At 48.0% G+C, this 25,250-nt stretch carries 23 protein-coding genes; 4 read left to right on the top strand and 19 right to left on the bottom strand.

What is annotated here, in order from left to right; genetic code table 11:
• Positions 1-83: 83 nt before the first annotated feature.
• The 12 genes from KNP87_RS05730 to KNP87_RS05675 form a co-directional block, all read right to left on the bottom strand.
• Positions 84-1,007: an LCP family protein gene (locus tag KNP87_RS05730; RefSeq protein ID WP_214721105.1), complete on the bottom strand. Its 924-nt coding sequence runs from the start codon at positions 1,005-1,007 to the stop codon at positions 84-86.
• Between the two features lie 12 nt (positions 1,008-1,019).
• Positions 1,020-2,210, bottom strand: a complete 1,191-nt coding sequence (locus tag KNP87_RS05725; RefSeq protein WP_214721104.1) for a DHHW family protein — start codon at positions 2,208-2,210, stop codon at positions 1,020-1,022.
• Between the two features lie 15 nt (positions 2,211-2,225).
• Positions 2,226-3,614 (bottom strand): MBOAT family O-acyltransferase, encoded by a 1,389-nt coding sequence (locus KNP87_RS05720; RefSeq protein WP_026833646.1) that lies wholly within the window; start codon positions 3,612-3,614, stop codon positions 2,226-2,228.
• Positions 3,604-4,098 (bottom strand): hypothetical protein, encoded by a 495-nt coding sequence (locus tag KNP87_RS05715; protein ID WP_214721103.1) that lies wholly within the window; start codon positions 4,096-4,098, stop codon positions 3,604-3,606. The genes KNP87_RS05720 and KNP87_RS05715 overlap by 11 nt, the downstream gene beginning before the upstream one ends.
• On the bottom strand, positions 4,095-5,204 hold the full coding sequence (wecB, locus tag KNP87_RS05710; protein ID WP_483299337.1) for a non-hydrolyzing UDP-N-acetylglucosamine 2-epimerase: 1,110 nt from the start codon (positions 5,202-5,204) through the stop codon (positions 4,095-4,097). Before wecB ends, KNP87_RS05715 begins: the two co-directional genes overlap by 4 nt.
• A gap of 14 nt (positions 5,205-5,218) precedes the next feature.
• A complete protein-coding gene (tagH, locus tag KNP87_RS05705; RefSeq protein ID WP_012369712.1) occupies positions 5,219-6,049 on the bottom strand; it encodes a teichoic acids export ABC transporter ATP-binding subunit TagH in 831 nt (276 codons plus the stop codon).
• Positions 6,050-6,060: 11 nt separating this feature from the next.
• Entirely contained in the window at positions 6,061-6,861 is an 801-nt protein-coding gene (locus tag KNP87_RS05700; protein WP_012369711.1) for an ABC transporter permease, read from the bottom strand.
• A complete protein-coding gene (locus KNP87_RS05695; RefSeq protein WP_214721101.1) occupies positions 6,858-8,150 on the bottom strand; it encodes a nucleotide sugar dehydrogenase in 1,293 nt (430 codons plus the stop codon). The genes KNP87_RS05700 and KNP87_RS05695 overlap by 4 nt, the downstream gene beginning before the upstream one ends.
• A 302-nt stretch (positions 8,151-8,452) precedes the next feature.
• On the bottom strand, positions 8,453-9,691 hold the full coding sequence (locus tag KNP87_RS05690) for a glycosyltransferase (protein WP_214721100.1): 1,239 nt from the start codon (positions 9,689-9,691) through the stop codon (positions 8,453-8,455).
• Entirely contained in the window at positions 9,688-11,010 is a 1,323-nt protein-coding gene (locus KNP87_RS05685; protein WP_235183996.1) for a glycosyltransferase family 4 protein, read from the bottom strand. The genes KNP87_RS05690 and KNP87_RS05685 overlap by 4 nt, the downstream gene beginning before the upstream one ends.
• Positions 10,902-11,906 carry a methyltransferase domain-containing protein gene (locus KNP87_RS05680; RefSeq protein ID WP_251135464.1) on the bottom strand — a complete coding sequence of 335 codons (1,005 nt, stop codon included), beginning with the start codon at positions 11,904-11,906 and terminating at the stop codon, positions 10,902-10,904. Before KNP87_RS05680 ends, KNP87_RS05685 begins: the two co-directional genes overlap by 109 nt.
• Complete coding sequence (locus tag KNP87_RS05675; RefSeq protein ID WP_214721098.1) at positions 11,906-14,548, bottom strand: glycosyltransferase; 2,643 nt, start codon at positions 14,546-14,548, stop codon at positions 11,906-11,908. The genes KNP87_RS05680 and KNP87_RS05675 overlap by 1 nt, the downstream gene beginning before the upstream one ends.
• Before the next feature lie 276 nt (positions 14,549-14,824).
• On the opposite strand from KNP87_RS05675, the gene KNP87_RS05670 reads away from it, so the two are divergent.
• Positions 14,825-14,986 carry a hypothetical protein gene (locus tag KNP87_RS05670; RefSeq protein WP_199699986.1) on the top strand — a complete coding sequence of 54 codons (162 nt, stop codon included), beginning with the start codon at positions 14,825-14,827 and terminating at the stop codon, positions 14,984-14,986.
• A gap of 61 nt (positions 14,987-15,047) precedes the next feature.
• Here the strand turns inward: KNP87_RS05670 and KNP87_RS05665 are convergent, their stop codons facing one another.
• Positions 15,048-16,040, bottom strand: coding sequence for an NADP-dependent oxidoreductase (locus tag KNP87_RS05665; RefSeq protein WP_214721097.1), 993 nt, complete (start codon positions 16,038-16,040; stop codon positions 15,048-15,050).
• A 192-nt stretch (positions 16,041-16,232) separates the two neighbouring features.
• On the opposite strand from KNP87_RS05665, the gene KNP87_RS05660 reads away from it, so the two are divergent.
• Positions 16,233-17,294, top strand: a complete 1,062-nt coding sequence (locus tag KNP87_RS05660; protein WP_214721096.1) for a PTS sugar transporter subunit IIC — start codon at positions 16,233-16,235, stop codon at positions 17,292-17,294.
• Positions 17,295-17,352: 58 nt separating this feature from the next.
• On the opposite strand, the gene KNP87_RS05655 is transcribed toward KNP87_RS05660, so the two are convergent.
• The 3 genes from KNP87_RS05655 to KNP87_RS05645 form a co-directional block, all read right to left on the bottom strand.
• A complete protein-coding gene (locus KNP87_RS05655; RefSeq protein ID WP_214721095.1) occupies positions 17,353-17,979 on the bottom strand; it encodes an HAD family hydrolase in 627 nt (208 codons plus the stop codon).
• A gap of 12 nt (positions 17,980-17,991) precedes the next feature.
• Positions 17,992-18,576 (bottom strand): DedA family protein, encoded by a 585-nt coding sequence (locus KNP87_RS05650; protein WP_214721094.1) that lies wholly within the window; start codon positions 18,574-18,576, stop codon positions 17,992-17,994.
• Positions 18,577-18,803: 227 nt separating this feature from the next.
• The gene (locus tag KNP87_RS05645; protein ID WP_026833661.1) at positions 18,804-19,238 is read right to left on the bottom strand and encodes a YkvA family protein; all 435 of its coding nucleotides are present in this window, start codon (positions 19,236-19,238) and stop codon (positions 18,804-18,806) included.
• Positions 19,239-19,414: 176 nt separating this feature from the next.
• On the opposite strand from KNP87_RS05645, the gene KNP87_RS05640 reads away from it, so the two are divergent.
• On the top strand, positions 19,415-20,164 hold the full coding sequence (locus tag KNP87_RS05640; protein ID WP_026833662.1) for an SDR family NAD(P)-dependent oxidoreductase: 750 nt from the start codon (positions 19,415-19,417) through the stop codon (positions 20,162-20,164).
• Positions 20,165-20,499: 335 nt separating this feature from the next.
• Positions 20,500-21,720 carry a murein hydrolase activator EnvC family protein gene (locus KNP87_RS05635; RefSeq protein ID WP_214721093.1) on the top strand — a complete coding sequence of 407 codons (1,221 nt, stop codon included), beginning with the start codon at positions 20,500-20,502 and terminating at the stop codon, positions 21,718-21,720.
• 51 nt (positions 21,721-21,771) lie between these two features.
• On the opposite strand, the gene KNP87_RS05630 is transcribed toward KNP87_RS05635, so the two are convergent.
• The 3 genes from KNP87_RS05630 to deoC all read right to left on the bottom strand — a co-directional run bounded on the left by KNP87_RS05630 (position 21,772) and on the right by deoC (position 25,216).
• On the bottom strand, positions 21,772-23,421 hold the full coding sequence (locus KNP87_RS05630) for a methyl-accepting chemotaxis protein (protein ID WP_214721092.1): 1,650 nt from the start codon (positions 23,419-23,421) through the stop codon (positions 21,772-21,774).
• A complete protein-coding gene (locus KNP87_RS05625; RefSeq protein WP_214721091.1) occupies positions 23,418-24,395 on the bottom strand; it encodes a BMP family lipoprotein in 978 nt (325 codons plus the stop codon). Before KNP87_RS05625 ends, KNP87_RS05630 begins: the two co-directional genes overlap by 4 nt.
• A 155-nt stretch (positions 24,396-24,550) precedes the next feature.
• Complete coding sequence (deoC, locus tag KNP87_RS05620) at positions 24,551-25,216, bottom strand: deoxyribose-phosphate aldolase (RefSeq protein WP_026833666.1); 666 nt, start codon at positions 25,214-25,216, stop codon at positions 24,551-24,553.
• Positions 25,217-25,250: the final 34 nt, after the last annotated feature.

Below are 25,250 nucleotides of genomic sequence, written 5' to 3'. Positions count from 1 at the left end.
AGACTTTTGGACCAACAAGCGAATCGAAAAAAAGGACTGTGAAAAAGGAACCCCCTTTTACACAGTCCTTGCTCACGATTGGATTAACTTTTCGTCAGTTTGTCGATTGCCTGTTTGGCTTCTTGCATCGATTGATCCGAGGCGAAAAAGTACCAGACGCCGTCACTCGCAATGTATCCCTCACCGTCCAGTTTGAGCGGTTTCAGACGTTCAAACCCGGTTTGATTTTCTTGCGCCAGTTGTGCCGCTTCTGAAAACGTGATATTCGTGCTGAAGTTGTTTTTCAGAACCCGGCTAATTTCTTCCAAGTTCGCTAAAATATCAGGACCGGCTAGTTTCATCCCGACCGCTTCCAAGACCTGCCGTTGACGGATTTGTCGTCCCATGTCACCGAGCGGGTCTTGTTTCCGCATACGGGCATATCCGCTCGCTTCGAGCCCGTCAAGTTTGATTTTCCCTTCCGCATAGTCTTTTTGCAGACGACGGTCGTTCCAACTGAAAGCAGATGGATTATCAACCGTCACCCCACCGACCGCGTCAACGAGTTCAATCAATCCATCCATATTGATTTTGGCATAGTACGGGACTTTGGTCTCAAACGTCCGCTCGACCGTCTCAATCGTCTCTTCAACCCCACCGTAAGCATACGTATGATTGATTTTTGTTTTCTCACCATTTGCAATTGTCACCTGCATATCACGCGGAATCGAAAGAGAGGTCGCTTGTTTCGTTTTCGGATTAAACGACAACAACATGATCGCATCCGCTCGCCCCGGATCATTTTTTCGTTCGTCGACTCCAATCAATAAGACGTTGACCGGTTGCATCACCTCAAGCGGGAGCTTTTTTGTTCCTTTTAATGGTGTGATGAATGAATCTGCTGTTTGTTGGAACTTCAAGAACGCAAATCCGGTTGTGGCACTGACGGTTAAGACAAACAACAACAAAACGGCACTGGCAATCCGCCAACCGATGCGCGGTTGTTTTTTCCGTAAACGTGATCTCATGCGGCACCTCCTTTACAATTTCTGCTGATACGTCTTCATCAACCCGTTGATGTTCGCATTGTGTAAGAAGACGACGGCATCCACGTTTTTTTGCTTCGCAAATTCAGATGCGTCAAAATCTTTGTTGACGTATCGCACATCGACGACCTCAAGATTGGCACTCTTAGCAAGAAACGGCAGGACCGGATTGGCAAACGAGTCTTTGAGGACAAGCAGCTTCGGTCCTTTCGTCTGCGACGTCATTGATAAGATACCGTGATTGCCGCGCATGAACACTTCGTAGCGATCGGCATAGTCGCCCTCTTCCTTGATGAATTGCTCATCAATCAGCGGCTGACCACATTTCTTGTCGTAGCAGACGTCGATGCCCTTAAATTGGTCGGCATCGTAGTATTCAATTTTGTCTCCTGTGCTCGCATACGCAAGCGTCGTCTTGCGGGCGAGTGAACCAAAGTAAGGATGTTCCGATGCCCGCTTTGATTCCGGATCGACTTCCACTTTTTTTAACGTCGGTTCTGTTTTCGCGACTGTACGGATAATCTCACCATAGGCTTGATAGGCGCCGTCTACGTTCCAGTGATGATCCGTCTTAAAGTAATCGGACAACTGTAAGGCATCGAGAGGAATCGAGGTAATGCCCGCTTGCTTGAAGCCGGCTTGCATCGTCTGATACCGTTGTTCCGCGTTCGAAGCCACGTAACCCGGAATGATTCCATCCCGTTCCGCGACGACGGTTTTCGACGGTGCGAGGGCAAAGTAGACCGGACGGTTCACCTCTTGCGTGAACTGTCGGAAAGCGTCCGGGACGATTGGTTGCGCCGCTTGACTCGGCTCAATCAAGTAACCGTCTTCTGCCGTATAAATGCCGTTACGGAACGGTTGCCGCAGGACATTTTTTGATAATCGGGCCTGCATTTCAACAAAGGTTCCACGCAACACTAATTGATCGGTGAAATAACTTTCCATTTTCACCATATCGTCACCCGAAATCACGCCTTGGACGGTCGGTTTGACAGACTGTGCAAGGGTTCGATTTTCCAGTTGGGAACTGACGCGGTCTTCCCGAAGGATCGTCCCCGCGCCAATCGCCATCAAGATGACGAAAAAACTGATCGTCGTCAGCCACATCATCTTCCGTTCAAAGGATGAGGACGGTTGACCGTCCGCTTTCGGCTTTAATTTGCGTTCGATTGGTTGTGCCATGTCGTCTTCTCCTTTCTAGAAACGGAAATAAATAAAGGGATTAAATGTACTTGCGACGAGTGCCGATGTTGCGAGGAACAACAAGACCATCGCGTATCCATATTGCATCGTCTGTCCGACTTTGCCCGATGATTCGACAAATCGTTCGCCGATCCGTTTTGGAATCGGGGTCGCAGCAAGACACGCCAACGCTAAAATCACACCATTTTGGACGAGTTGGTAGCTCGCGCGGTCATCCCACAGCACATCCGGGACGAACATCGCTTGAATGTACGTGATCGCTTCCGGGAACGTTTCTGCCCGGAAAAAGACCCATCCGACCAAAACGAGCACGAGCGTCCACACCGTCGCGAATACGGGAACCCGCGCCAGCAGTTTTCCGAGGAAGGCTTTTTCGACCATGATCCAGATTCCGTAGTAGACTCCCCAGGCAACAAACGTCCAGCTTGCGCCGTGCCAAAGTCCGGTCAACATCCAGACAATTCCGAGATTTCGGTACTGTTTCCACGGCGACACCCGGTTTCCTCCAAGAGGAATGTAGACATAATCCCGGAACCAGGAGCCTAATGAAATATGCCACCGGCGCCAAAATTCAGAGACGGATTTTGAGATGTACGGATAGTTGAAGTTTTCAAGAAAATGAAAGCCAAACATCAACCCCAGTCCAATCGCCATGTCACTGTAACCGGAAAAATCAAAATAAATTTGTAAGGCATAGGCGATGATTCCAATCCAAGCGAGACCCATCGATAAATCCTTCATGTTAAAAATCGTATCCGCGACTTGCCCGCATCCGTTCGCTAAAATCAATTTTTTGGATAAGCCGATGATAAAGCGGCGGACGCCTTGCGCAAATTCAGGCAAGGTTTCCCGCCGGTGATTGATTTCGTCCGCAACCGTCTCATAGCGGACAATCGGACCGGCAATCAATTGCGGAAACAACGCGATGTACAAAGCGAGATCGAGCGGGTTTTTTTGAACCTGTCCCGCTTGACGATACACATCGATGACGTAACTCATCGCCTGAAAAGTAAAGAACGAAATCCCAATCGGTAAAACGACTTCCGGGACAAACAACGTTGTTTGAAAGGTCTCGTTGATTGACGTCACAAAAAATCCGCTGTATTTAAACCAACCGAGCAGTCCCAGGTTGACGGCGATCATACTGAACATGATCCATTTGACACCGATCCGTGTCCGGTACGCGTGTACAGCCAATGCAAACAGATAGTTGATCAAAATGCTGGTCAACATCAATAGGACGAATCTCGGCTCACCCCAGGCATAAAAGAAAAGGCTCGCTACAAGGAGCCAGCCGTTCCGAAACGTGCGTGGCAACAAGTGGTAGACAAGCAACACGATCGGTAAGAATAGAAATAAAAAAATCGTCGAACTAAATAACATGATAGGATTCCTCCTGCTTGATCGGAACAAGCCGGTTGACGTGTAACGCCGTCAACCGAACCCGCATGTCCCCTTCGAGTAAAAACTTGAATGCAATTTTAAAATAGTCGGCGCCTTTAACTCGTTTCAATTGTAAGGAACACGTTGTTTTTCCGTTTACTGTCAGCCATTCCGTCTCTGAATGCATCCGTTTTTTTTGCCCGTATTGCATCTTGAATACCTGAATGTCGCATGACGATTCCGCTTCCAGTTCGCACGTCAATGTGACGGACTCGGCCTGTCCAAAAGAGGCGTCGGCACGATACAACTTCGAGGGAGGGTATTGAAATCCCTGATCAAACAATTGGATGTACAGCTTATCGGTCGGATCCGCCTGTTGAAAATCGAACCAAACACCGTCCGCATCTTCTTCGAGCAGAATTTTATCGCGGTCCCCTTGCGGAAAAAACTGATAACTCGCCAGTTCCAGTGGACGTGAACTCATACCGGTACCTCGCTTAAAATCGCGTCCACGATGCGTTCTGCCGCATGACCGTCTCCGTATGGATTCGCCGCTTGTGCCATCGCGTCATAAGCCCCTTGATCCGTCAGTAACAGATGACCCGTTTCATAAATGCGTTCCGGATCCGTCCCAACAAGCTTCAACGTACCGGCCGCGACACCTTCCGGACGTTCGGTCGTATCACGCAAGACGAGGACCGGCACGCCAAGCGAAGGTGCTTCTTCTTGGATACCGCCGGAATCCGTCAAAATCAGAGTCGCCCGGGCTGCCAAGTTATGAAAATCAAAGACATCTAGCGGTTCAATCAATCGAATACGCGGGTGGTGGTTCAACTGTTCCGCTGCCTCGAGGACAATCGGGTTCGGATGGACCGGATAGATGATTTCGATATCCGGATGACTGTCCGCCAATCGTTCGACGGCATCAAAAATTTGCGATAATTGCAAGTGATTTTCCCGTCGGTGAACGGTCAACAAAACCAGCTTCCGTCCGCTCTCTGTAAGATCCGTCAACACCGGATGCGTGTAGTCCTTCGAAACCGTTGTTTTCAACGCGTCGATGACCGTATTTCCCGTCACGATAACCGGACTTTGTTTGTTCTCGAGCCGTAGATTTTCCGCTGCCTGATCAGTCGGAGCAAAATGATAATCAGCGAGTACACCCGTCAATTGACGATTCATCTCTTCCGGAAATGGTGCATACTTCTGATACGTGCGTAAGCCGGCTTCGACATGACCAACCGGAATCTGCTGGTAAAAAGCCGCAAGTGAAGCCGCGAATGTCGTTGTCGTATCCCCATGGACCAACACCAAATCCGGTTGCTCTTTTTCCAAGACACGACGCATCGCATTTAAAATCCGTGCCGTCATCTCTTCGAGTGTCTGACGTGGACGCATCAAATCTAGATCATGGTCGGGAACGATTTGGAACAGTTCAAGGACTTGATCGAGCATTTCCCGGTGTTGTGCCGTCACGACGACAATCGGTTCGACTCCTTCTCGTTTTTCCAATGCTTTGACGACAGGCGCCATCTTGATTGCTTCCGGTCTCGTTCCGAACACTAACATGACTCGTTTCATTCGTTCCATCCCCTATCCGTTATTCATGACGATAATTCAATCGTTTCACCGCGTGCCGAACGCTCGATTTCATCACTTCGTCCTGTTCTTTTTTTCATGACATAATGTGCAGCTTGTTTTTTCGTCAACTGCTTGTACCAGTATAAATATTTGTTATACTCCGCCATCGTTTCCGCTGTCGGTCCAAACATCCGAACTTCTCCATACTCGAGCCAAAGGATTTTTGTACAAAAACTTTTGACTTGATTCAAGGAATGGCTGACAAAAAAGATCGTTTTTCCCTGGTCGCGAAACTCCCGCATCTTATCGAGGCATTTTTCCGTAAAGGTCTGGTCGCCGACCGACAGCGCCTCATCGATGATCAGGATATCCGGATTGATATTAATCGAGATGGCAAAACCAAGCCGCGCCCGCATCCCGCTTGAATATGTTTTGACGGGTTGATCGATGAAATCTCCGATGTCCGCAAACTCCAGAATTTCCGGTGTAATCGCCTGGATCTGTTTTTTGGTCAGCCCCATCATCAATCCTTTTAATTCGATGTTGTCCCGTCCGGTCAGCTGATTATTGAGACCACTGGAAATCGCGATTAATGCCGATTTACCGCCAAGCGTCACACGACCGTATGTCGGCGGCGTGACGTTGGCGAGCAGATGCGACAAGGTCGACTTCCCACTCCCGTTGATTCCGACCACACCGACGATTTCGCCTTGTTCGACGGAGAACGAGATATTTTTTAAAGCATAAAACGGTTTACCGCTGACTTTACCGAACAACACTTCTTTTAATTTATCAATTGGTCGGGCATACAAGACGTAGCGTTTTGAAACATTCTCGAATACGACGTGACTCATGTTTTTTCCTCCTAGACATAATCAATGAAGTACCGCCGGAACCGCAGATGAACTGCTGCTCCTACTACTAACAAAACGGACGTCACAGTCCAGAAGTAGACTCCATACCAGACGTGATCGAGCAGATAACCGGTCCCGATCAATGCCGAGCGGTATCCTTCAATCAAATAGACGAGAGGATTGATCATCAACAATGTCTTAAACAGACTGTGATCCGGCGGAATCCACATGATGGGCGTCAAATACATCAACATCCGGATTGCCGAAGTCACCATGTTTTGGACATCCCGAATCATCGTTGCCAGAGCAGACAACAAAAGTGAGACAGCATACAGAAAAATCACACCAGCCGGGACGATATACAACAATTCAAACGTATGCCAGCCCGGAAAATAACCGAATGCCATTCCGAGAACAATCGTCAAAGCAATCATTGCGACATGGCGGTAAAATTGCGCCAAGATGACATAGGCCGGAATCGTACTGAGTGGAAAGTGCATTTTCGAAACAAGGGCGACCCGACCGTAAATCGATCGTGAGCCGCTTGGTATCGTACTGCCGATGAAAAACCAGGCAATTAATCCACTGACCAACCAAAAAACGAATGGAATCCCGTCGACCGGATTTCCGCCACGGATTCCGAAACCGAACACGACCCAGTAAACGCCAATCTGCAGGAGCGGCGTCATGATTTCCCAGAACCATCCGAGATATTGCATGCTGTATTGACTTTTTGTTTCATAAAGCGAAAGGCGAAAGATCAGATAAAAATGATCTTTCAGCTCTTTCCCGATTGTACCGACCCCGTTCATATCGCCTTCGCATCCACTTCCGTCGTTTGATACGTATGCAGGTTACCAAAGTTTAGGACCGTGATGTCCTCAAGCGGTTGAACGATTCCTTTTGTATCAAACAAGACGGGTGTCCGCATCTGATTCGCAAGACGCCGTGAATCAAATTGTTTAAATTCGTCATGATCAACGAGTACCAGTGCCAGGTCCGCACCTTGGATCGCATCAATCTCATCCACAAGCTCAAAGCGTGACGAAATCGAACGTTCGACGTGTGGATCACAGACTGACACATCTAGTCCGCGGTCAATCAGTTGCTCGATGACATCGACAGCCGGACTTTCGCGCATGTCGTCGACATTGCCTTTATATGTGACACCGAACACTGCGATTTTTGGTCGGACGTGAGAAGAAACAAGGCGTTCTGCCTGTTCAGCAACGAATTGCGGCATGTTGACGTTCGTTTCCCGTGCCGTATGAATAATCCGTGCAAGCGACGGTGCTTTTGCGACGATGAAATACGGGTCCACCGCAAGACAATGTCCACCGACACCTGGTCCCGGATGATGTAAATTGACACGTGGATGCATGTTCGCCATCTCGATCACGTCAAGCACGTTAATTTCGAGCTTATGGCAGACTTGCGTCAATTCGTTGGCTAAAGCGATGTTGACATCGCGGAACGTATTCTCCATCAATTTCGACATCTCTGCCGTCTTCGCATCAGTCTTGACGATTTCGCCTTGAACGAATGTTTCATATACCGCTGCTCCTGCATCCGCGCAAGCCGGTGTCAATCCGCCGACAATCCGGTTATTGTGAATGAGTTCATGTAAGATTTGTCCCGGAAGCACCCGCTCCGGACAATGAACGACGAAGACGTCTTGACCAATGACGAAGCCGGCTGCTTCAATTAATGGTCGGACATGATCATCCATCGTCCGTGGAGCGATCGTTGATTCGACGATGATGACGTTGCCTTTTTGAACGTGCGGCAACATGTTTCGAACGGCTGCGAGGACATACTTCAAGTCACACGATTTATACGTGTCATTTAAATTGGGTGTCGGAACGGCAATCAAAAAGACATCTGCCGGTTCCGGTGTTAATGTTGCCCGAAACTTTCCGTTTGCGACGACACGTTTGATGACATCTTCAAGTCCCGGTTCTTCAATATGAATGTCTCCCGCATTCAACATCTTAACGATGCGTGGGTCGATGTCGACCCCGACGACGTCCGTTCCGTGATCTGCAAACATGGCTGAAGAAGGTAATCCAATATATCCGAGTCCGATTGTACAAAGTTTCATTTTGTCATTCCTCCATCTAGTTACGAGTTAGTCCTTCACGTCAGCAAATTACCGACTGTGTCGTGGCTGTAACTAGACCATAACGACAATTGCTTGTGTTTCCAATGGTTCTAACCATCTCTTAAACCATTCTTCACAGACCTTACATTCGAGGTCTTTCCTGTACTTTTTGTAAAGCTTGTAAATAATCAGCGAACATTTATCGCATTCGGCAAACAAACAACTGAATTTGGTCAATTCCGTTGTTTCCTGTCGTGGATTTGCCTGCATCTACCTGGTTTCCGTCTTCGTTCAGTGTTTAGTTACACCGTTATTTCACGGTAGACGTCCAACAAATGGTGCTTTTCTTTATCCCAGTTGTATTTCCGGCGCGCCTGCTTTGTCCGTTCTTTCATCGCCTGACGTAAGCCGTCTTCCTCGACGATTTGGTTCACGGCGACAGCAATCGCTTCCGGGGATTCGACGTCAACGAGTAATCCAACGCCTTCCGTTTCGACGACACGCCGAATTTCTGGTAAATCCGCCGCCACGACCGGCACGAGTGCCGCCATGTATTCAAACAGCTTGTTCGAAGAAGCCGAATAATGATTAAAACAGATGTTTTGCAGAACTTGAAAACCGACTGTCGCAGCCGCCGTATAACTTGGCAGCTGATCAAGCGGTACTTTATCAATGAAATGGATCCGCTCCCGTTCCGGAGACTGTGCCGCCAACTCCTGGAGACGCGGTTTGATTTTTCCGTCTCCAATAAACAGCAAAGTCCCACGCCGGACGAACGGCATTGCTTCAATCAGTCGCTCAAGTCCCCGCCCTTCCTGGATACCGCCTTGGTACAGCAGAATGGGTTCGTCCTCCTTGATGCCGATTTCTTCATGCACGGATCGTGGTTGTGGTACTTCTTCGTGATAAAACGGATAATTATGAAGGACAGCCGGCCGTTCGCCATAAAGTGACGCATGGTAGTCGGCCCGCGTGTCATTTTCAACCATCGTTTGATCGACAAACCGTAACAAGTAACGCTCAAATAATCCTTGCCCTTTTCCATAACCTGTCCGGTCGGTCTGCACCTCATGCGAATCGTAAACGACCTTCGCCCCTCTTGAAGAAAAAATCGCTTGAGGCAACGTGTTTAAATCGTTCGCATGCATGATATCGTACGTGTGTCTGCGGGCTGCCCGCGTCATGCGGATGATTCCGAAGCTGTTGTACAGCGCGTAGCGGACAAACCGGCTTTTCTGTAAGAGATACAGCAGCACCAAGACCGGAATCAGCCATGGAAACAGCAATAACACGCCTGCGCCAACCATCAGCGTAAGAGGATTACGCTTCCGGATCCGGCGCAGCACGGATTCAAGTGGAGGTGTCCGATCGATTCGAAGAATCTGAAAACCTGCCGGGTGTCGTTCGAGTTTCGGCAAGCTCCCATCATTCAGGCAATACAGATCAACGTGATACCCGGCTTCCGAAAGCGCCGTACATTCCCGTAAAACACGTGCATCGTTCGTAAACGTATTCCAAACAAACATTCCGACCCGCTTCATTTACTCACCCCTAATACTCGAAGATCGGTTTGACGAATCGCCTCAAACAACCGCTCCTGATTTTGTTCCCAGTCAAAGTGTGCTTGAACATACTTCACGCCGGACTGCCCCATGGCGCTACGTGCTTCGGGATGTTCAGCCAAGTACCGGATATGCTCGACGATCTTTTCACGACTCCGCTCGCGGGAGACAAAGCCCGCTCCCGCATCTTCAATGACTTTGGCGGCATGCCCCGAGACGGCTCCGACAATCGCACACCCCATCGCCATGTAGTCGATGATTTTCCCGGGCGTCACCGTGTCGAACGCCGTACTCTCGACCAACGTCGCAAAGGCGATGTCACTCTTGGCCAATTGTTTCAGCGCATCCCATCGTGGCATCGCGTTCATGAAGTGAATGTTCGTCAGCCCCCGCTCGAGAACATGGGCTTCGAATTTTTCCTTGTGATACCCGTATCCGACGACATGGAATTCAATGTGTTTATCCTCTTTTAGTTGTTCCGCGACATCAAGTAGTAAAAAAACATCCTGCGCCAGACCGATGTTGCCGGTGTAGACGACACGGACCTGCTCCGATACTTTCCGCCGTTTGATCAACCATTCATTTTCCTCAATCGAATTCGGGATGTAGTGAATCTTCTCTGGTGCAATCCCTTTCTTTTCGATATACGACCGAAACCCTTCACTGTTGATGACAATTTGATCGGCTTGGCGGTACATCCATTTTTCCAGCCAATAGAGTGGCGCAAGCAACAACCGTGATTTCGTAATCCCGACTCCGACCAGTGATTCCGGCCATAAGTCGCGAACATCCAGAATCAGCGGTGCTTTTTTCAGGTGTTTGGCAACGACTCCGACAAGACCCATGAAGATCGACGGCGTCGTCGCATAGATGTAAGCGTATTGTTTGGTATCGTGCCGTACTTCCTGGACTGCCAGGACAAATTGTTCAATGAACAAACGGAGTCTGCGCCATAAATTCGTCGTCGCCCGAAGATCACGCGGTTGAATTCGGGTGATCTTGGCAGCATCCAGACTCGGCTCGTCCCAAAACATGGCATCCGTATACAGTTCAGCTGTTGGATAAAGTGGTTCCGACGTCAAGACGTGGACCTCACTTCCCTGTTGCTCCATCCGTTTGAAGATATTTTTCATCCGGTTCGCAGCACTCCCGATCTCGGGATAAAAATTTTGACAAATCATCAGGACGTTCATCGTCTCCGGGCCCGTCGTTTCTTTACGTTTCGTCTGAACTTCCAGTAACGGATGACGATTTTTCCGAGCTTTGAATTTGCGAGTGACCGGTACTTTGATTTCCATTCTGCATTCGCCTCCAAGACATCCAGATTCGACACAAGCGCCCCTTCGTATCGCGCGAGCACCATTTGATACTGTTGCGTCAACAACTCAATTTCGTCTTCTTTCTCCGCGAGTTGTCGCGCAAGCTGATCCCGCTCTGACACCAACTCTGCCTGTTCCTGTTCGATGTCCTGTTGTTTTTGCTGCTTCAATTCCCACTTTTTATTCAGTTGCTTCAAGCGGACGATTTCAGTAAGATGCAACCGTTCCACCGCTTCAAAAGCTGTTTCGAGCCAACTGACTTCTTGTTCCGTTACCGGGCGTGACGGCTGTTTCTCCGGATGAAGCGTCAACGTCACACCGAGCCATTTATCGATGCGTTCCAACTGCTCAATCGTCCCGTACGGTGTCAATTGTTCCAGCAGATGCTGTAAATAATACGTCCGTTTATGATCAGCATAATCGTTCACACCGAATGGAACGGTCACGACGAGCCGACCACCGGGTTTTAAGAACGAACAAGCTTTTTCGACAAACCGCTCCGGTTCCCCGATATGTTCTAAGACTTCCGTCATCAATACCGTGTCGAATCGTTGGGACGTTTGGAAGGTCATCAGATTAGCTTCTTCCAATTGAATCAATTCTTGAACGGAATGTGCTTCTTCTCCTAATGCCGCCGTCGCTTCCTCGATTGCTTCCGGTGAGACATCGATACCGACCACCTGCTTGCCTTCGCGCCCGAGCAGAATCGGAACCAGCCCACCGGAACAGCCGATATCGAGAATTTGACTGCCTTTTGTTTCCCGGATGATCCAGTGGACCCGAGACCGGACCTTTTTCCCGAATGCGACTCCGAGTTGATCATAATAGGCGGCCCGAATTTCATCTTTCGGTCGCATCACCTGTTTTGTCTGCATCATCTGACCTCCTCCAGTAACAATGTTTGAATCGCATCCGTCCGTTTCATGTCCGCCAACTCCACGAATCGACGGATCAGCGGATTCGTCAAGTTCATTGGTTCATAAAAAGCAACAATCATGCGAAGTAATGCGACACTTGGGGCAAAATCCTTGTCGCTGCAATACCGGAGCTTCACTAAATACCAATGTTCAAAGAAATGTTCAAAACGTGTTGTCTTATACGCATCGAGCACACCGTAACGGGCAAATTTCTCTGCCCGCGCCTTTTCCCGGACGACACTTCGTTCGAAGAAACGAACCGTTAAGGAGTTGACGGTCGAACCGGCAACCGCGGCATAGTAATAATGGATGACACGATTGACGAGCAGGACACGGTTGGCGTGCAACATCATCTCTTGGAAAAACAGGGAATCTTGTCCGACGGCACCGACCACCTGCTCCAGCTGATGTTCCTGCAGAAAACGGCGGTTGACGACCAACGCCTGAATACTTTGAACGGAAAAGCGATTTTCCAATAAGTAGGCTTTCGGATGATCACACACCGTCCGCCCTTGTTTACGAATCTTCGGCAACGCGATGATGCTTGTTTTTTCCGCCAATTTCTTCATGTGGCCGACAGCAAAGTCGAGTGTCGGATCTTGATCCAACTCAGCCAACAGTTCGGCATACCGGTCACTCAAGACTTCATTATCAGGATCAAGGAAAGCGATCCGTTCCGAGCGGGCCAGTTCAACCCCTTTATTGCGCGGACGTGACGCACTGCCGCTGCCGCCTGTCGGAAACAGATGAGTCACGACATTCCCATGACGTCGTGCCAGGCGGTCAATCGCTTGGCGGGTGAATCGATCCGTCGATCCATCGTCGACCAAGATGATTTCCGACTCGTCAAACCGATCCATCCGTTTGAGGCTGGCAAAACATTTATACGTCAAATGCCTGCCATTGTTGAAGATCGGGACGATGACAGACAGCACAGGAGCTTCGACCATTGCGGTCCCGCCACCTTCGTTCCACTCCAGCGCGTCCAGGAACAAGGTCTCTCCCTCAACCTTTCCTTCGGAGAATTGCTCATACGGGAACGCTTCACGCCAAATCATGGCGTTCACTGTCGACCCTTCCGCTTCCCGGATTACGAAATGAGCTTCGTCAGTCCGCGTTTTGCGGGTGATCGATACATCACTGTATTTGAACCCGTTCACCAAGTCTTCCAAGTAGTATTCTCCATATGATTCAGCTCCGTCGAGTACAGTGACGAGATCGGCTGAGGCATAAAGCGCTCCGGTCAACTCTGATTCGTGACAGATTACATCAGCGGTGATCGATTGACGCGCGAGCAGTTGTTCAAGTTCCGGCGTCGCATTGCGTAAGACGACGAGAAGCGTCCGTTTGACCGGCGGCATGTCCAGTTGCAGAAGCCGTGTCAATTGATCAATCCGGTCATAGACCGTATGCGACGACATGACAGAACGAATTCCTTCCGCCCGGAGTCGATCAATCTCCTCTTGTGTCGTCCGCTCGAGAATCGCCTGGACTTCTTGATGGTCATGGATGGTAAAAACGTTCGGGAAATCGTTATTGACGGCAATGCTGTAGTTCGACAAAATCAGATTGCCGAGCGCTTGTGATTCATAGACCCGACGTGCACACATCGTCTTGCTGTACTTGATACTGTTTAGATTCAACACCCAGTCATAACATTTACTGACCTGTTGCAATGCATCATAGGGAATCGCAGGAGCAACACGCGGGACGTAACGTTCCGGAAAATGATAGTCCGGTAGATTTAACTGGTAGTTGCGGTCAACGATATCGAGTGTATGGTCTGAACGTAAGACACCATCAAATAACATTTCCGTATCTTTGACACGCTCCGGATACTTCGCCATCCAGCTGCCGGCAAACAGAACATGTTTTTTGCGGCTTCGCGTTGCTCCGACTGGATTGTGGATGATCGGATTAACACCAAACGACGTTGCCTCAATCCGGTCGTGTCCACAGAGTACTTGGTATTCCGGAATCATCGCTTCGTCTGATGTCAAAATATAGTCGGCAACTTTCGCCAGATCACTGAACCGGTCAAAGTTACTCGGATCTTCCGTCGACTGGAAGACGACCGGGATTCCTTTTGCTTTCACCTGCTCCATCATGTCGAGCAAACGCTGCCGTTTTTTAGAAGTCGGTGTCGCAACCCCTTTCCAATCATCACCGTGCAGACCCTTCCAGGACGTGACGACGAGAAACAGATCAATCGGTTTTTCAAAGACATCCGTAAACGTTGCCGGATTGACATAATGTAAATGTAACGCGTCCTGATAGTAAGCATGCATGAACTCCGAGCACACGATTGCCACCTCAAGCGGCCGGCGTTCATAATAACGTGAACCGCCCGTCACAGGAATGTCCTCATACGCAATCTCTTTCAGCAACTCCCTGTTGCTGTCCTGATGGTAACGCTTTGTTTTGGCTTCGAGTGGGGATGACTTAGGGCGAACCGTCGTTTTCATCCGTAAGATCTCAAGCTGTTTTAGCCCCTCGATCGACGCACGGTTTGCTGCCGGTGCAGATTGGATTCGCTTCTGTTCAGTCCGCACCCAGTTTAATTGTTCAATGATGCTTTTTTTCCACTTTTGTTCACTCACACGTATACACCCTTCCTTCATTCATCTCTGTTTCAGTCTACGAGACCAGTTCAAAGAGGACTTAAAGGTCATGCAAGGTTTTTGTAAAGAGTTGATGAAGCAATTGGTCTTTTTCCTTACATTCACCATCAAATGAAGAGGAGTTTGCGTGGAGTCGAGTTTGTTCGTATCTTGTTTTGCTACAAAACATCAATCTCACCAAAGTGTCCGTTTCGTTTTTAGAATCCATAATTCGGGTACATATAAAAATATCGAAGACAAGGGGGATGAACACTCATGACGGATAAAAAACAAGATGCACCAAACGAAACAGCGGATGTCGGCTTACATCCGGATCCAGAACCAGCCAAAACATCTGACCCGGGAATCAAACCGGCCGAAACACAGCATCCGGATCCTGACGTCGAAGAATTAAAAAAAGATCCTGCTGATCAATAAATCCAAGCACAAAAAAGGTGTTGCTCTCCGCTCAGGAAAGCAACACCTTTTTGACATACTCTTATAATTTGACCAACAGTTTTCCCGTGTTCGACCCGTCAAACAGACCAAGAAATGCGTCCGGGACTTGATCAAAACCTTCAAAAATCGTTTCTTCGTACTTCAACTCACCATTGCTGACCCATTGACCAAGTTGTTCCGCTGCTTCTTTAAACCGTTTGCCATAGTCTCCGACCAAGAAACCTTGCATCCGTGCGCGCGCAATGATCAACTTCGATTGAACCCGCGGACCTAAATCCGCTTGTTCATTATAGCCGGAAATCGCTCCACAGACTGGAACACGGGCAAATGGATTCAATCGATCAAGAACGGCATCCCCGATTGCACCGCCTACATTTTCAAAGTAGACATCGATCCCGTCCGGACAAGTCCGGTCTAAGGCTTCGCCGATCTGCTCAGTTTTGTAATTGATGACTTCATCAAATTCAAGCTCCTCTTTCAGATACTGAATCTTTTCAGCACTTCCGGCAATCCCGACGACACGTGCGCCTTTAATTTTAGCAATTTGACCAACAATTGATCCAACGGCTCCTGCTGCTGCCGAGACGACGACCGTTTCGCCAGGTTGCGGGTTCCCGATGTCGAGCAACCCGAAGTAAGCGGTCATTCCTGTCATTCCAAGCACACCCAGTGCCGTTGAGACAGGCGCCAATGTTGCATCGATTTTACGGACTTGTTTTGCATCGACCACTGATTTTGTCGCCCAATCGAGCATTCCGACAACGATGTCACCAACTGTTAACAGATCACTTGTTGATTCAACGACCCGTGCGACGACACCCCCTTGGATAGGTGCATCCAGTTCGAATGGTTGCGAGTAAGAACGTGCATCATTCATTCGCCCGCGCATATAAGGATCGACTGAAATATAGAGCGTCTCCACTAACACTTGATCCGTTTTTAAGGCATCCAGTTCGATTGTCTCGTAACGGAATGTATCCCGTGTCGGACGTCCCTCTGGTCTGCTGGCTAATACGATTTGTTGTTCTGACATAACTGTTCCCTCCCCGATTTTTTACTTCTCCACTCTAGCAGTCCTCTTCTTTAAGTGCGAATAGTTTGCTTTTGTTTTTTCAGAAAATTCCATTTTCCACTTGACGTTTTGAACGCTCTTTCGTATGATTAAACACAATTCATCGCTTTTATACTGTTATGCATAAAAGCAATACATAAGGAGTGAATCTATTTGAATACGACCTTAAAACGTTTTGACCGTCAATTCGGCGTCCATGTCTTGAACGGTCTCAGTATCGGGATTTTAGTTGCTCTCATCCCGGGAGCATTGCTTGGTGAACTTGCCAAAGCCTTGCTTCCCTATTTTTCTCCTGCACAACATATCATCGACTCGACTGCTCTCGCGATGCGGCTCTTGCCGATGGTGATTGGTGTCGCCGTCGCCATGCAATTCAAGGCAACCCCGATTGAGGCGACCTCGATTGGTCTTGCGACTGTCGTCGGATCCGGCGTCGCAAGCCGAACCGAGACCGCCGGTTACTTATTCGTCGGGACCGGCGATGTCATCAATGCCGGATTGACAGCCGCAGTCGCGACCGCCCTCGTCATCTGGCTTGGAAATCGTTTCAAGACGTATACGGTTCTCGTCATCCCGACCTTAATCATCGTCGGAGCCGGCGGAATTGGTGTCCTTACCTATCCGTTTGTCACGATGATCACAGCCACTATTGGTCAAGTGATTACACACTTTACTGTTCTTCAACCGGTGCTGATGGGCATCGCCTTAGCCGTTACTTTTTCGGTCCTGATCGTATCACCGCTCTCGACGGTCGGGATCGCAACGGCCATCAGTTTATCCGGTGTTGCGGCCGGAGCCGCTAACCTCGGTGTTTGTGCCGCAGGATTCGGACTCGCGATTGCCGGGTGGCAAGCCAATTCCCGCGGCACGTCCATCGCTCATTTTTTAGGCTCTCCTAAAATTCAAATGGCGAATTTCATTCGCAATCCGATCATGATTCTGCCGGTCATGTGCAGCGCCGCCGTACTTGGCGGACTCGCAGGTGTACTCGGTATTCAAGGGACCCCCTTTAGTGCCGGATTTGGTATGTCGGGTCTGATTGGTCCAATCAATGCGTTACACTTGATGGCAGGTGGCTGGACGTGGATCAATATTTCGCTGGTCTTCGGACTGTTTATTGTTTTGCCGGTGATTCTGTGTCTTCTGTTCCACCACCTCTTCCGCCGTTTTCGTCCTTGGACGAATCACGAGCAGTACCGACTTGATTTTGATTAACTAAAAAAAACAAGCAGACGCTGTCTCATCAGCGCTGCTTGTTTTTTTGCTCATTCCGTTATACAAACTTCAATAAATCAAGCGGTGTCTTCAGCTGATGGTCAGCCGTCTTCCATTCTTGTTCTGTTCCAAAACCGAAGCAACAAATCGCTACCGGCATATTCTGTAGTCTGGCCGCCTCAACGTCCGACGAACGGTCACCGACCATCAGATAGTCGACCTCACCAAACTCTTCACGATGTGCGGCTAAAATGTCTGCTTTTTGTTTCCCGTTCACCGATTCCAAACACTTTGGACTTGTAAAATAAGACCGAATGTTTTGGCTATCGAGGACAAGGTTTAAATAATGTACCCCGCAATTACTTGCTGTTGATACAATATGTCCCTGTTTCGTCAATCGTTCTAATAATTCTCGAATACCATCAAACAAAACATCTTGATTCTGCATGGTTTGCTCCAAGTGATGATGACGTTTTCTGCGAATCTCTTTAATGTCGTTTTCTGAAGCATCCGGGATGGCTTTTCTCCAAAAAGCATTACCCGCCAAACCATAACTCGACTGGACACTTGCTTTGGATGGTTTGACCAGATGCGGCATATCTTCCATCGCAAGATGAATCGCCTCTGTCATCTGATTGGTCGAGTCGATCAATGTACCGTCAATATCAAATAAAATCACTGCCATGTGAACACTCCTCTATTTTTTAGATACAGCTTGTTTTTTCATAAGCGTTTTTTTTCGGAAGTACAAATAACCTGCACCAAATACGATGAGTCCGATTATCCAGGGAAGGTAGTGGTGGAATTCAGGATGCCGTCCCATCATGCCATGTCCAAGTTTCTTTCCGCCCCAGATAAAAAAAGCGGACCACATAAAAAAAGAAATCGTCGTCGCAATCGTAAAGGTGAGTCGCGAGACACCGGTCAACCCTGCCCCGATTGCAAATCCCATCCGCCACATCGGTGACAGCAATAAGATGAAACGACCACGCGTATCCATTTGACGTTGGAATCGTACCATCTTTGTTTCAGAAATACGAAACCATCTGAAAATTCGTTTCAGTAAACGGTCACTCCCGAGACGCCCGATCGTAAAGAAAATATTTTGACTGATCACAAAACTCATGACAGCCACGATCAGCATGACAATCAGGTTAAACTCGGTTGTGTGGACCAGATAGCCTGCATATGCAAGCGGTACTTCACTCGGTAAAAAGGGAAACATCAAACTCAACATGATTCCAAAATAGCCGTACGATTCAATCCATGAATGCCAAGCCATCCCATACCTCCTTCCCCGAAAAAGTTTCTCTGCTTCTAGTGTAACGAACTTTCAAGGACGCGTACAGAAATGACGTTTTTGTTACCTGTAAAGAAAGAGCAGGTTTCCGGTTTCCCGCAAGTGTACGAAACGAGGACTTTCGCCCACACGAAAACAGAAGGCGGATTCAAAATCCGCCTTCTGTTTTATATGAGGACCAACTGTTTCAGTCCGGTTGTTTCATGAAATTAGTAAGCATCCTCACTTTGGAGTGGCTGCGTACTTGCTTTTTGTTGCTCATCCTGCCAGTCACTGAATCGTGTCAACTCTTCGAAAATCGTTTTCGTTACGAACAAGATGATGGCGATATCATCCGCAAATCCAAAACCTAACACAAAATCCGGCACTAAATCGATTGGTGATACGAGGTAAATCAAGGCCCCGATCACTTTCAAAATCGTCGTCCGGCGAATATTTCGATATTCACCTGATTGATAGGCACGAACCATATCGATGAATAAACGGACGGGAGAAAAAACGACCGATAGCGTCGAATTTTTATTTATTTTTTCGCTTGCCCGTCGTAACATCGAATTCGTTTTTTTAGGTTGATTGATATAAGACTTGGCTTTTTCTGCGTACTTTTCTTCTTCTGTCTCGAGCTTTTGATTTGATAAATCCATCAAAAAATCCCCCATTCAACATAATAGTGGCATTACCTAATCACTATGTTCCCCAAACAGTATCCCGGTAATCATTTCTTAACTCAGCCTGTCAGGTTTTAATTGATTCCTTTTCGGCTATTTCATTAAAGCAGATAACGCAATCCACGATACTCACCTATTAGGAGTGATTTAAAATGAATCATGTCAACCAAACGGTCATCATCACCGGTGCCGCGAACGGAATCGGCGCAACGCTCGCGAAGACGTATGCCCAAAAAGGAGCAACTGTCATTTTAGCAGATGTCGATCAAATGACAGGTGACGAAGTCGCAGCCGACATTGAATCAGATGGCGGAACGGCTTATTTCTACCACCTGGATGTCCAGGATGAACACGATGTTCAACTGTTGATCGACAAAGCACTTGAACATACGGGCAGAATTGACATCGTCATTAATAACGCCGGAATCATCGTTCGAAAGCCGATCCTCGAGTTGTCTCTCGAAGAGTGGGACCGCGTCCAGCATACGAATTTACGCAGTATTTTTCTGACGACAAAAGCCGCAGCACCACATTTGAAAAAAAATCCGACCGGAGGACGGATCGTCAATCTTGCTTCGACACGCGCCTATATGTCTGAACCGGATACGGAGTCTTATGCCGCCACGAAAGGTGGAATCGTTGCTTTGACACATGCACTCGCCGTTTCATTAGGACCGGATCGGATATTGGTCAATGCGATTGCTCCGGGGTGGATCGAGACAGGAAACTATCACGAACTGTCACCGGAAGATCACAGCCAACATCCGGCCGGCCGTGTCGGAAAACCGGAAGATGTTGCTCGCGCAGCCTTGTTTTTGACTGATCCAGAAAATGATTTTTTGACGGGTGAAACGTTAATCCTTGACGGAGGTATGACTAAAAAAATGATTTACGAAGAGTAAAACTTACTAGAATATCCGTTTTCTTAATGAATTAAACCTTTTTCAGTACAGCATCTTTTTAATATTACAAACTCATATCAGTGACTTTTAAAAGTGAATGGAGCCATTCACTTTTTTTATTTCACCTTCTTTTTCCGCTCTGTTATCAGCTTTTCACAGTTCATTGAAAATGACTCCCGCCTTGTCTTCCATAAAAAAAGTGGTACTTCCTGATAATTTCCACATAATATTTTAATGAAATTGTAAAGGTGACACTGCTCTTTTCTTGTTAGAGTGGAACAGGTATCGCTTCCAAAGCATGAATCTGTATCAAGGAAGGAATGAACGTTCTAATTATGAAACCATCTTTACGACAATCGATTGGTCTGACGCTGATGACCATGACGTTACTTATTCATCCACTTGCGAACCCCGTTGGTGCCGCAGGTTCTTATAAAGAAAAACAACAGCAAAATCAACAGCAACAGTCAAAACAAAAACAAGCACTTTCCAATAAGAAAACACAACTGTCGAAAGCACAGCAAAAAGTGTACGCCATCGATCAGCAAATCAATGGCTTAACGTTACAAGTCGTTGAGAATCAACAAAAAATTGATCAGAATACTCGACAAATCAAACGACTTGAACAAAAAATCCGTCTGCTGAAAGAAAAAATCGCAAAACAAGAAAAAATGTTGGGTGACCGCCTGGCTGTCCGTCAAGCTAAGGCAGATCAAGATCCTTTACTTGAAGCAGTATTCGGGGCCAAAGATGTCGGCGATATGATCAGCCGCTTCAATGCGTTTAATACGATTGCGGAAAGTGATGCCTCGTTATTAAAAGACTATGAACAAAACAAACAACAGTTGGCGACCGCTCAGAAAAAATTGCGTCAGACACGACTTGATCTGATCGATGACTGGACCAACCTCAAGAAAAAACAACGCGAGCTGAAAGCAGAGAAAACGAAACGTACTTCTTTGCTCAACCGTCTTAAATCAGAAAAACGTTCAATTGAGACAACCATCTTGAGCTTGAAAGATGCTTCAGCACAATTAAAAGCGCAGGAAGCTGCTGCCAAAGCCGCTAAACAACAAGCAGCCGCGCAATCGGCGCAACCTGCTTCCAGCATCAAAGCAAGTACAAAAGTCATCTCGAAAGCAACCGGGAAATTCATCAAGCCTGCTGCCGGTTCGGTTTCCCAAGGAATGGGAGCAGCGAGCGGTAGTAATGGATATGCCTATCATAATGGAATCGACTTGGCGGGACCCGTTAATTCACCAATCGTCGCTTCCGCCAGCGGAGTCGTCATTCAGGCAAGTTCTGGTGGTCCTTACGGCAATCACGTTTATCTTTCGCATAATATCGGCGGCAAGACCTATACAACCGTCTATGCCCATATGAACTCGCTGACCGTCAAAGCAGGTCAAAACGTCAAACAAGGTCAGCAGATCGGAAACCTCGGCAGTACAGGAAATTCGACTGGACCACACCTTCACTTTGAAATTCATGACGGTGGCTATCAGTACAATGCCAACGGTCGGACAAACGAACTGAATCCAAGTGGTTTCTTCTAAAACGTGACAAACTCTCCGTAATTTTTTACGGTGAGTTTTTGTCCTGCATCATTATAATTTAAATTGACTCGTTTGATGATCAAGTGAGGTCGTCGTCTGCTCAAGCTCTTGCATCAGTTGATGAATCTGTTCAAACGATGCTTGTTGATCGCGCATCGAAGCAGCGACTTCTTCATTTCCGGCTGCCCACTCCTCCATCACACCACTGACCGAACTGACTTGATTCACGACTTGATTGGCTTGATCTTTCGACTGAAGCAACTGCGTCGTCATGAAGTGGACAGCTTCCGTGACATCGGCGACGTGCGTCCGTGTTTTTTCAAATGCCAATTTGACTTCCGCAAAGTTCTGAACTTGATGTTCCTGTTCTTTTTCTGAGCGAAGCAAGGCTTCTTGTAAAATCGCTCCATCCGCACGAATCGAGCGGACGAGTGAAAAGATCGAGCGGGTCGCTTGATGGGTTTCGTCCGCCAACTTCTTCACTTCACTTGCAACCACTGCAAACCCGCGTCCTGCTTCTCCGGCTCGTGCCGCTTCGATTGCCGCGTTTAACGACAGCAGATTGGTTTGGGCGGAGACGCTTGAGACAAGTTGTGCCATCTGTTCAATCTGTTGGGTTTGCTGCAGGAATCCGGCCAGTTTGCGACCAAGTTCCTGATTTTGAAGGGAGGCCGTTTCAAGCGATTCTGCCTGTTCCTGCATAATCGTCGCACTTTTCCCCATCGTCGTATCTGCCAGTTGTCCCTGGCTTAGTGCCTGTTGCGCCCGTTGTTCACTCTGCTCGAACAACGTACTCATGTCTGTAATCGTACTGACCGTCATCTGCAGATCGTCCGAGACGGTTTGGGTGCCGCTTGCCATTTCGTTGATCGCATGTGTCATGTTTCCAGACACTTCGACGATATTTGCATTTTCAGCTGTCGCCTGTTCGCTCATCTGATTGATGGTCGTCGATGTTTGACTGATTGTACCGATTACTCCGTGAAGTGTCCCTTGCATCTGGGCAATCGCCGACTCGAGTCGTCCGATTTCATCCGTCCGTCCGGAAACTTGCAGTTGTTGCGACACATCGCCTTGTGAAATCTGTTCCGCCGTTTTGACGACACGGCTGATCGGGCGTGTGATGCTGCGTGCAAAATACCAGTTATAAAGTGCCAAGGCAATGAGCAGAACAAACGTCGCAATCAGGACAGAACGTGTCAGGTTCAACGTCTTGTCTTTTGCCTCTTGTTGCAAGACATCATAAAACTCACCGTTTTTCGTATGTAACGTATACAGATCACTCAATACACCCTCAATCCGTGCTGCGTACGACCGGATCGTAATCGGATTAAGTTCATTCAGCAACGTTTCCCGTTCAGAAGATAAGGCTGTATACTTCATTTTTGCCCGATCCAGGTCCTGTTGAAAACGGTCAATCAAGTATGCTTTTTGGAGCGCATTTAATGCTGCCTCATTTTTCTGACTGAGGGCGAGTGCCTGTTCCTTTTGGTTTTCTGAAGGTTGGCTCGCCAGACGGTTCCATGCCGCCTGCTCATACAATAGTTTCGTCTCCAGTTCAGAAATCTCAACGAGCTGTTTTCCGTAATCTTCGTTGTACGATTGAATTTGCCGCAATTCAAATAAGGTCCAACCCATCAAGGCGACGACACTGACGATTGTCACGAGTGTCGAAACTAAAAATCGTTTTCGTAACGTCATTGTACATCCACCTTTCCTTCCAATATATCTTGTTTCAATTGTTCGAGCTGTTGCAGTTCTTTTGGTGTGAAGTTGGCATTGCGAATCGGTGCCAGTTGAATCGCTCCGTCTTTCACCCCTAACACGATTTGACCGGATTGCAGACCGGATGCTTTGACCGTGTCCCCGATTTTCGTAATCGCGAGATCGACCTGTTTCAGCATGGATGTCATGACGGCGTCTGGTGCAATCGTTGTCTGGTCACTGTCGACACCAATCGCTTTTTTGCCGTTTGCTTCCGCCGCTTCAAGGACACCACTGCCGGTTAACCCCGCCGCTGCGTATAACACATCCGCCTTCTTTTTCATTTGGGCGTCCGCCAGTTGTCTCCCTTTGTCCGGTGCGGCAAAATCTTCCGCATAATCCACAAGGACACGGATATCCGGATTGACGGCTGTCGCCCCTGCTTTATATCCTTTTTCAAACTTTTCGATGAGTGGCGACTTCATGCCGCCGATAAAGCCAATCGTTTCACTTTCTGATTGGATGGCCGCTGCTGCCCCTGCCAGGTAACTGCCCTCATCTTCTTTGAACGTGACGGATAATACATTCGGCAACTCCGACACCGCATCAATCAATGCGAATTGTTGTTTCGGATACTGCTTGGCGACCTTCTCCAAATCCGCTTGCCCCATGAAACCAAGACCGACGACAACGGTTGGTTTTTGTTTGGCTAATGTAGCAAACGCCACCTCGTATGACTTCGTTTCATTCAGTTCTCTATAATCAATGAACCAATCTTCCTTTTCACGAAGTAAGGACATGCCGCTCATTGCAGCATCGCTGAATGACTGATCCCCTAATCCGACATCCGATAATACGACCGCCATCTCCCGGCGCTCCTTTACTGCTTGTTGTGGGTCATCGATGACGCTACCGCACCCCGCTAAACCAACTGTCAGCGCAAGTAAGGATAAACCGAATCGTTTTGACATTTTTCCACTTCCCTTCCCTGTTCTACACTGGATTATCGGAAGGGTTGTCTGACTTCTTAACCTAAAAATCAAATTCAGAATTGTTTTAAAACAAAAAAACATGTCCTTCTCGCAACAGAAGTTGCGAAAAGGACACGCTGGTTTATCCGATTAAATTAGTAATCGCTGTCTGAAGAACCGCCTGTGACGATCGCGATTCCGGCAGAAGCACCGATGCGTGTTGCGCCAGCATCGATCATCGCTTTTGCTCCTTCGAAGTCACGGACACCACCTGATGCTTTCACACCGATGTCAGGTCCGACTGTCTCACGCATGAGACGAATGTCTTCTACTGTTGCGCCGCCTGTTGAGAAACCAGTTGACGTCTTAACGAAATCTGCGCCTGCTTTAACTGATAATTCAGCAGCTGTTTTGATTTCTTCTTTTGTTAAGAGGCAGTTCTCAAAGATGACTTTGACAAGTGTGCCGTTTGCCGCTTCGACAACTGCACGGATGTCGCGTTCAACGAGTGAAAGGTCACCGTCTTTTAATGCACCGATGTTTAAGACCATATCGATTTCTGTTGCACCGTTTTTGATTGCATCTTGTGTTTCAAATGCTTTCACTTCTGGTGTGTTCGCACCGAGTGGGAAGCCGATCACCGTACATACTTTGACGGCATCGTCTGATTTTAAGAGTTCTGCTGCGAGTGCAACGTTTGTCGGGTTGACACAAACGCTTGCAAATTTGTATTCGAGTGCTTCTTTACAAAGTGTTTCGATTTGGGCACGTGACGTTTCTGCTTTTAAAGCCGTATGGTCGATCATTGCTGCTAAATTCATGATTAGTTCCTCCTTAAGGGTATCCCTTATACTC

Source organism: Exiguobacterium sp. s192, from assembly GCF_018618795.1.
Classification (GTDB): Bacteria; Bacillota; Bacilli; order Exiguobacteriales; family Exiguobacteriaceae; genus Exiguobacterium_A; species Exiguobacterium_A undae.
Note: the sequence above shows the minus strand (reverse complement) of the source record. Positions and strands in the feature narration are given on the sequence as shown.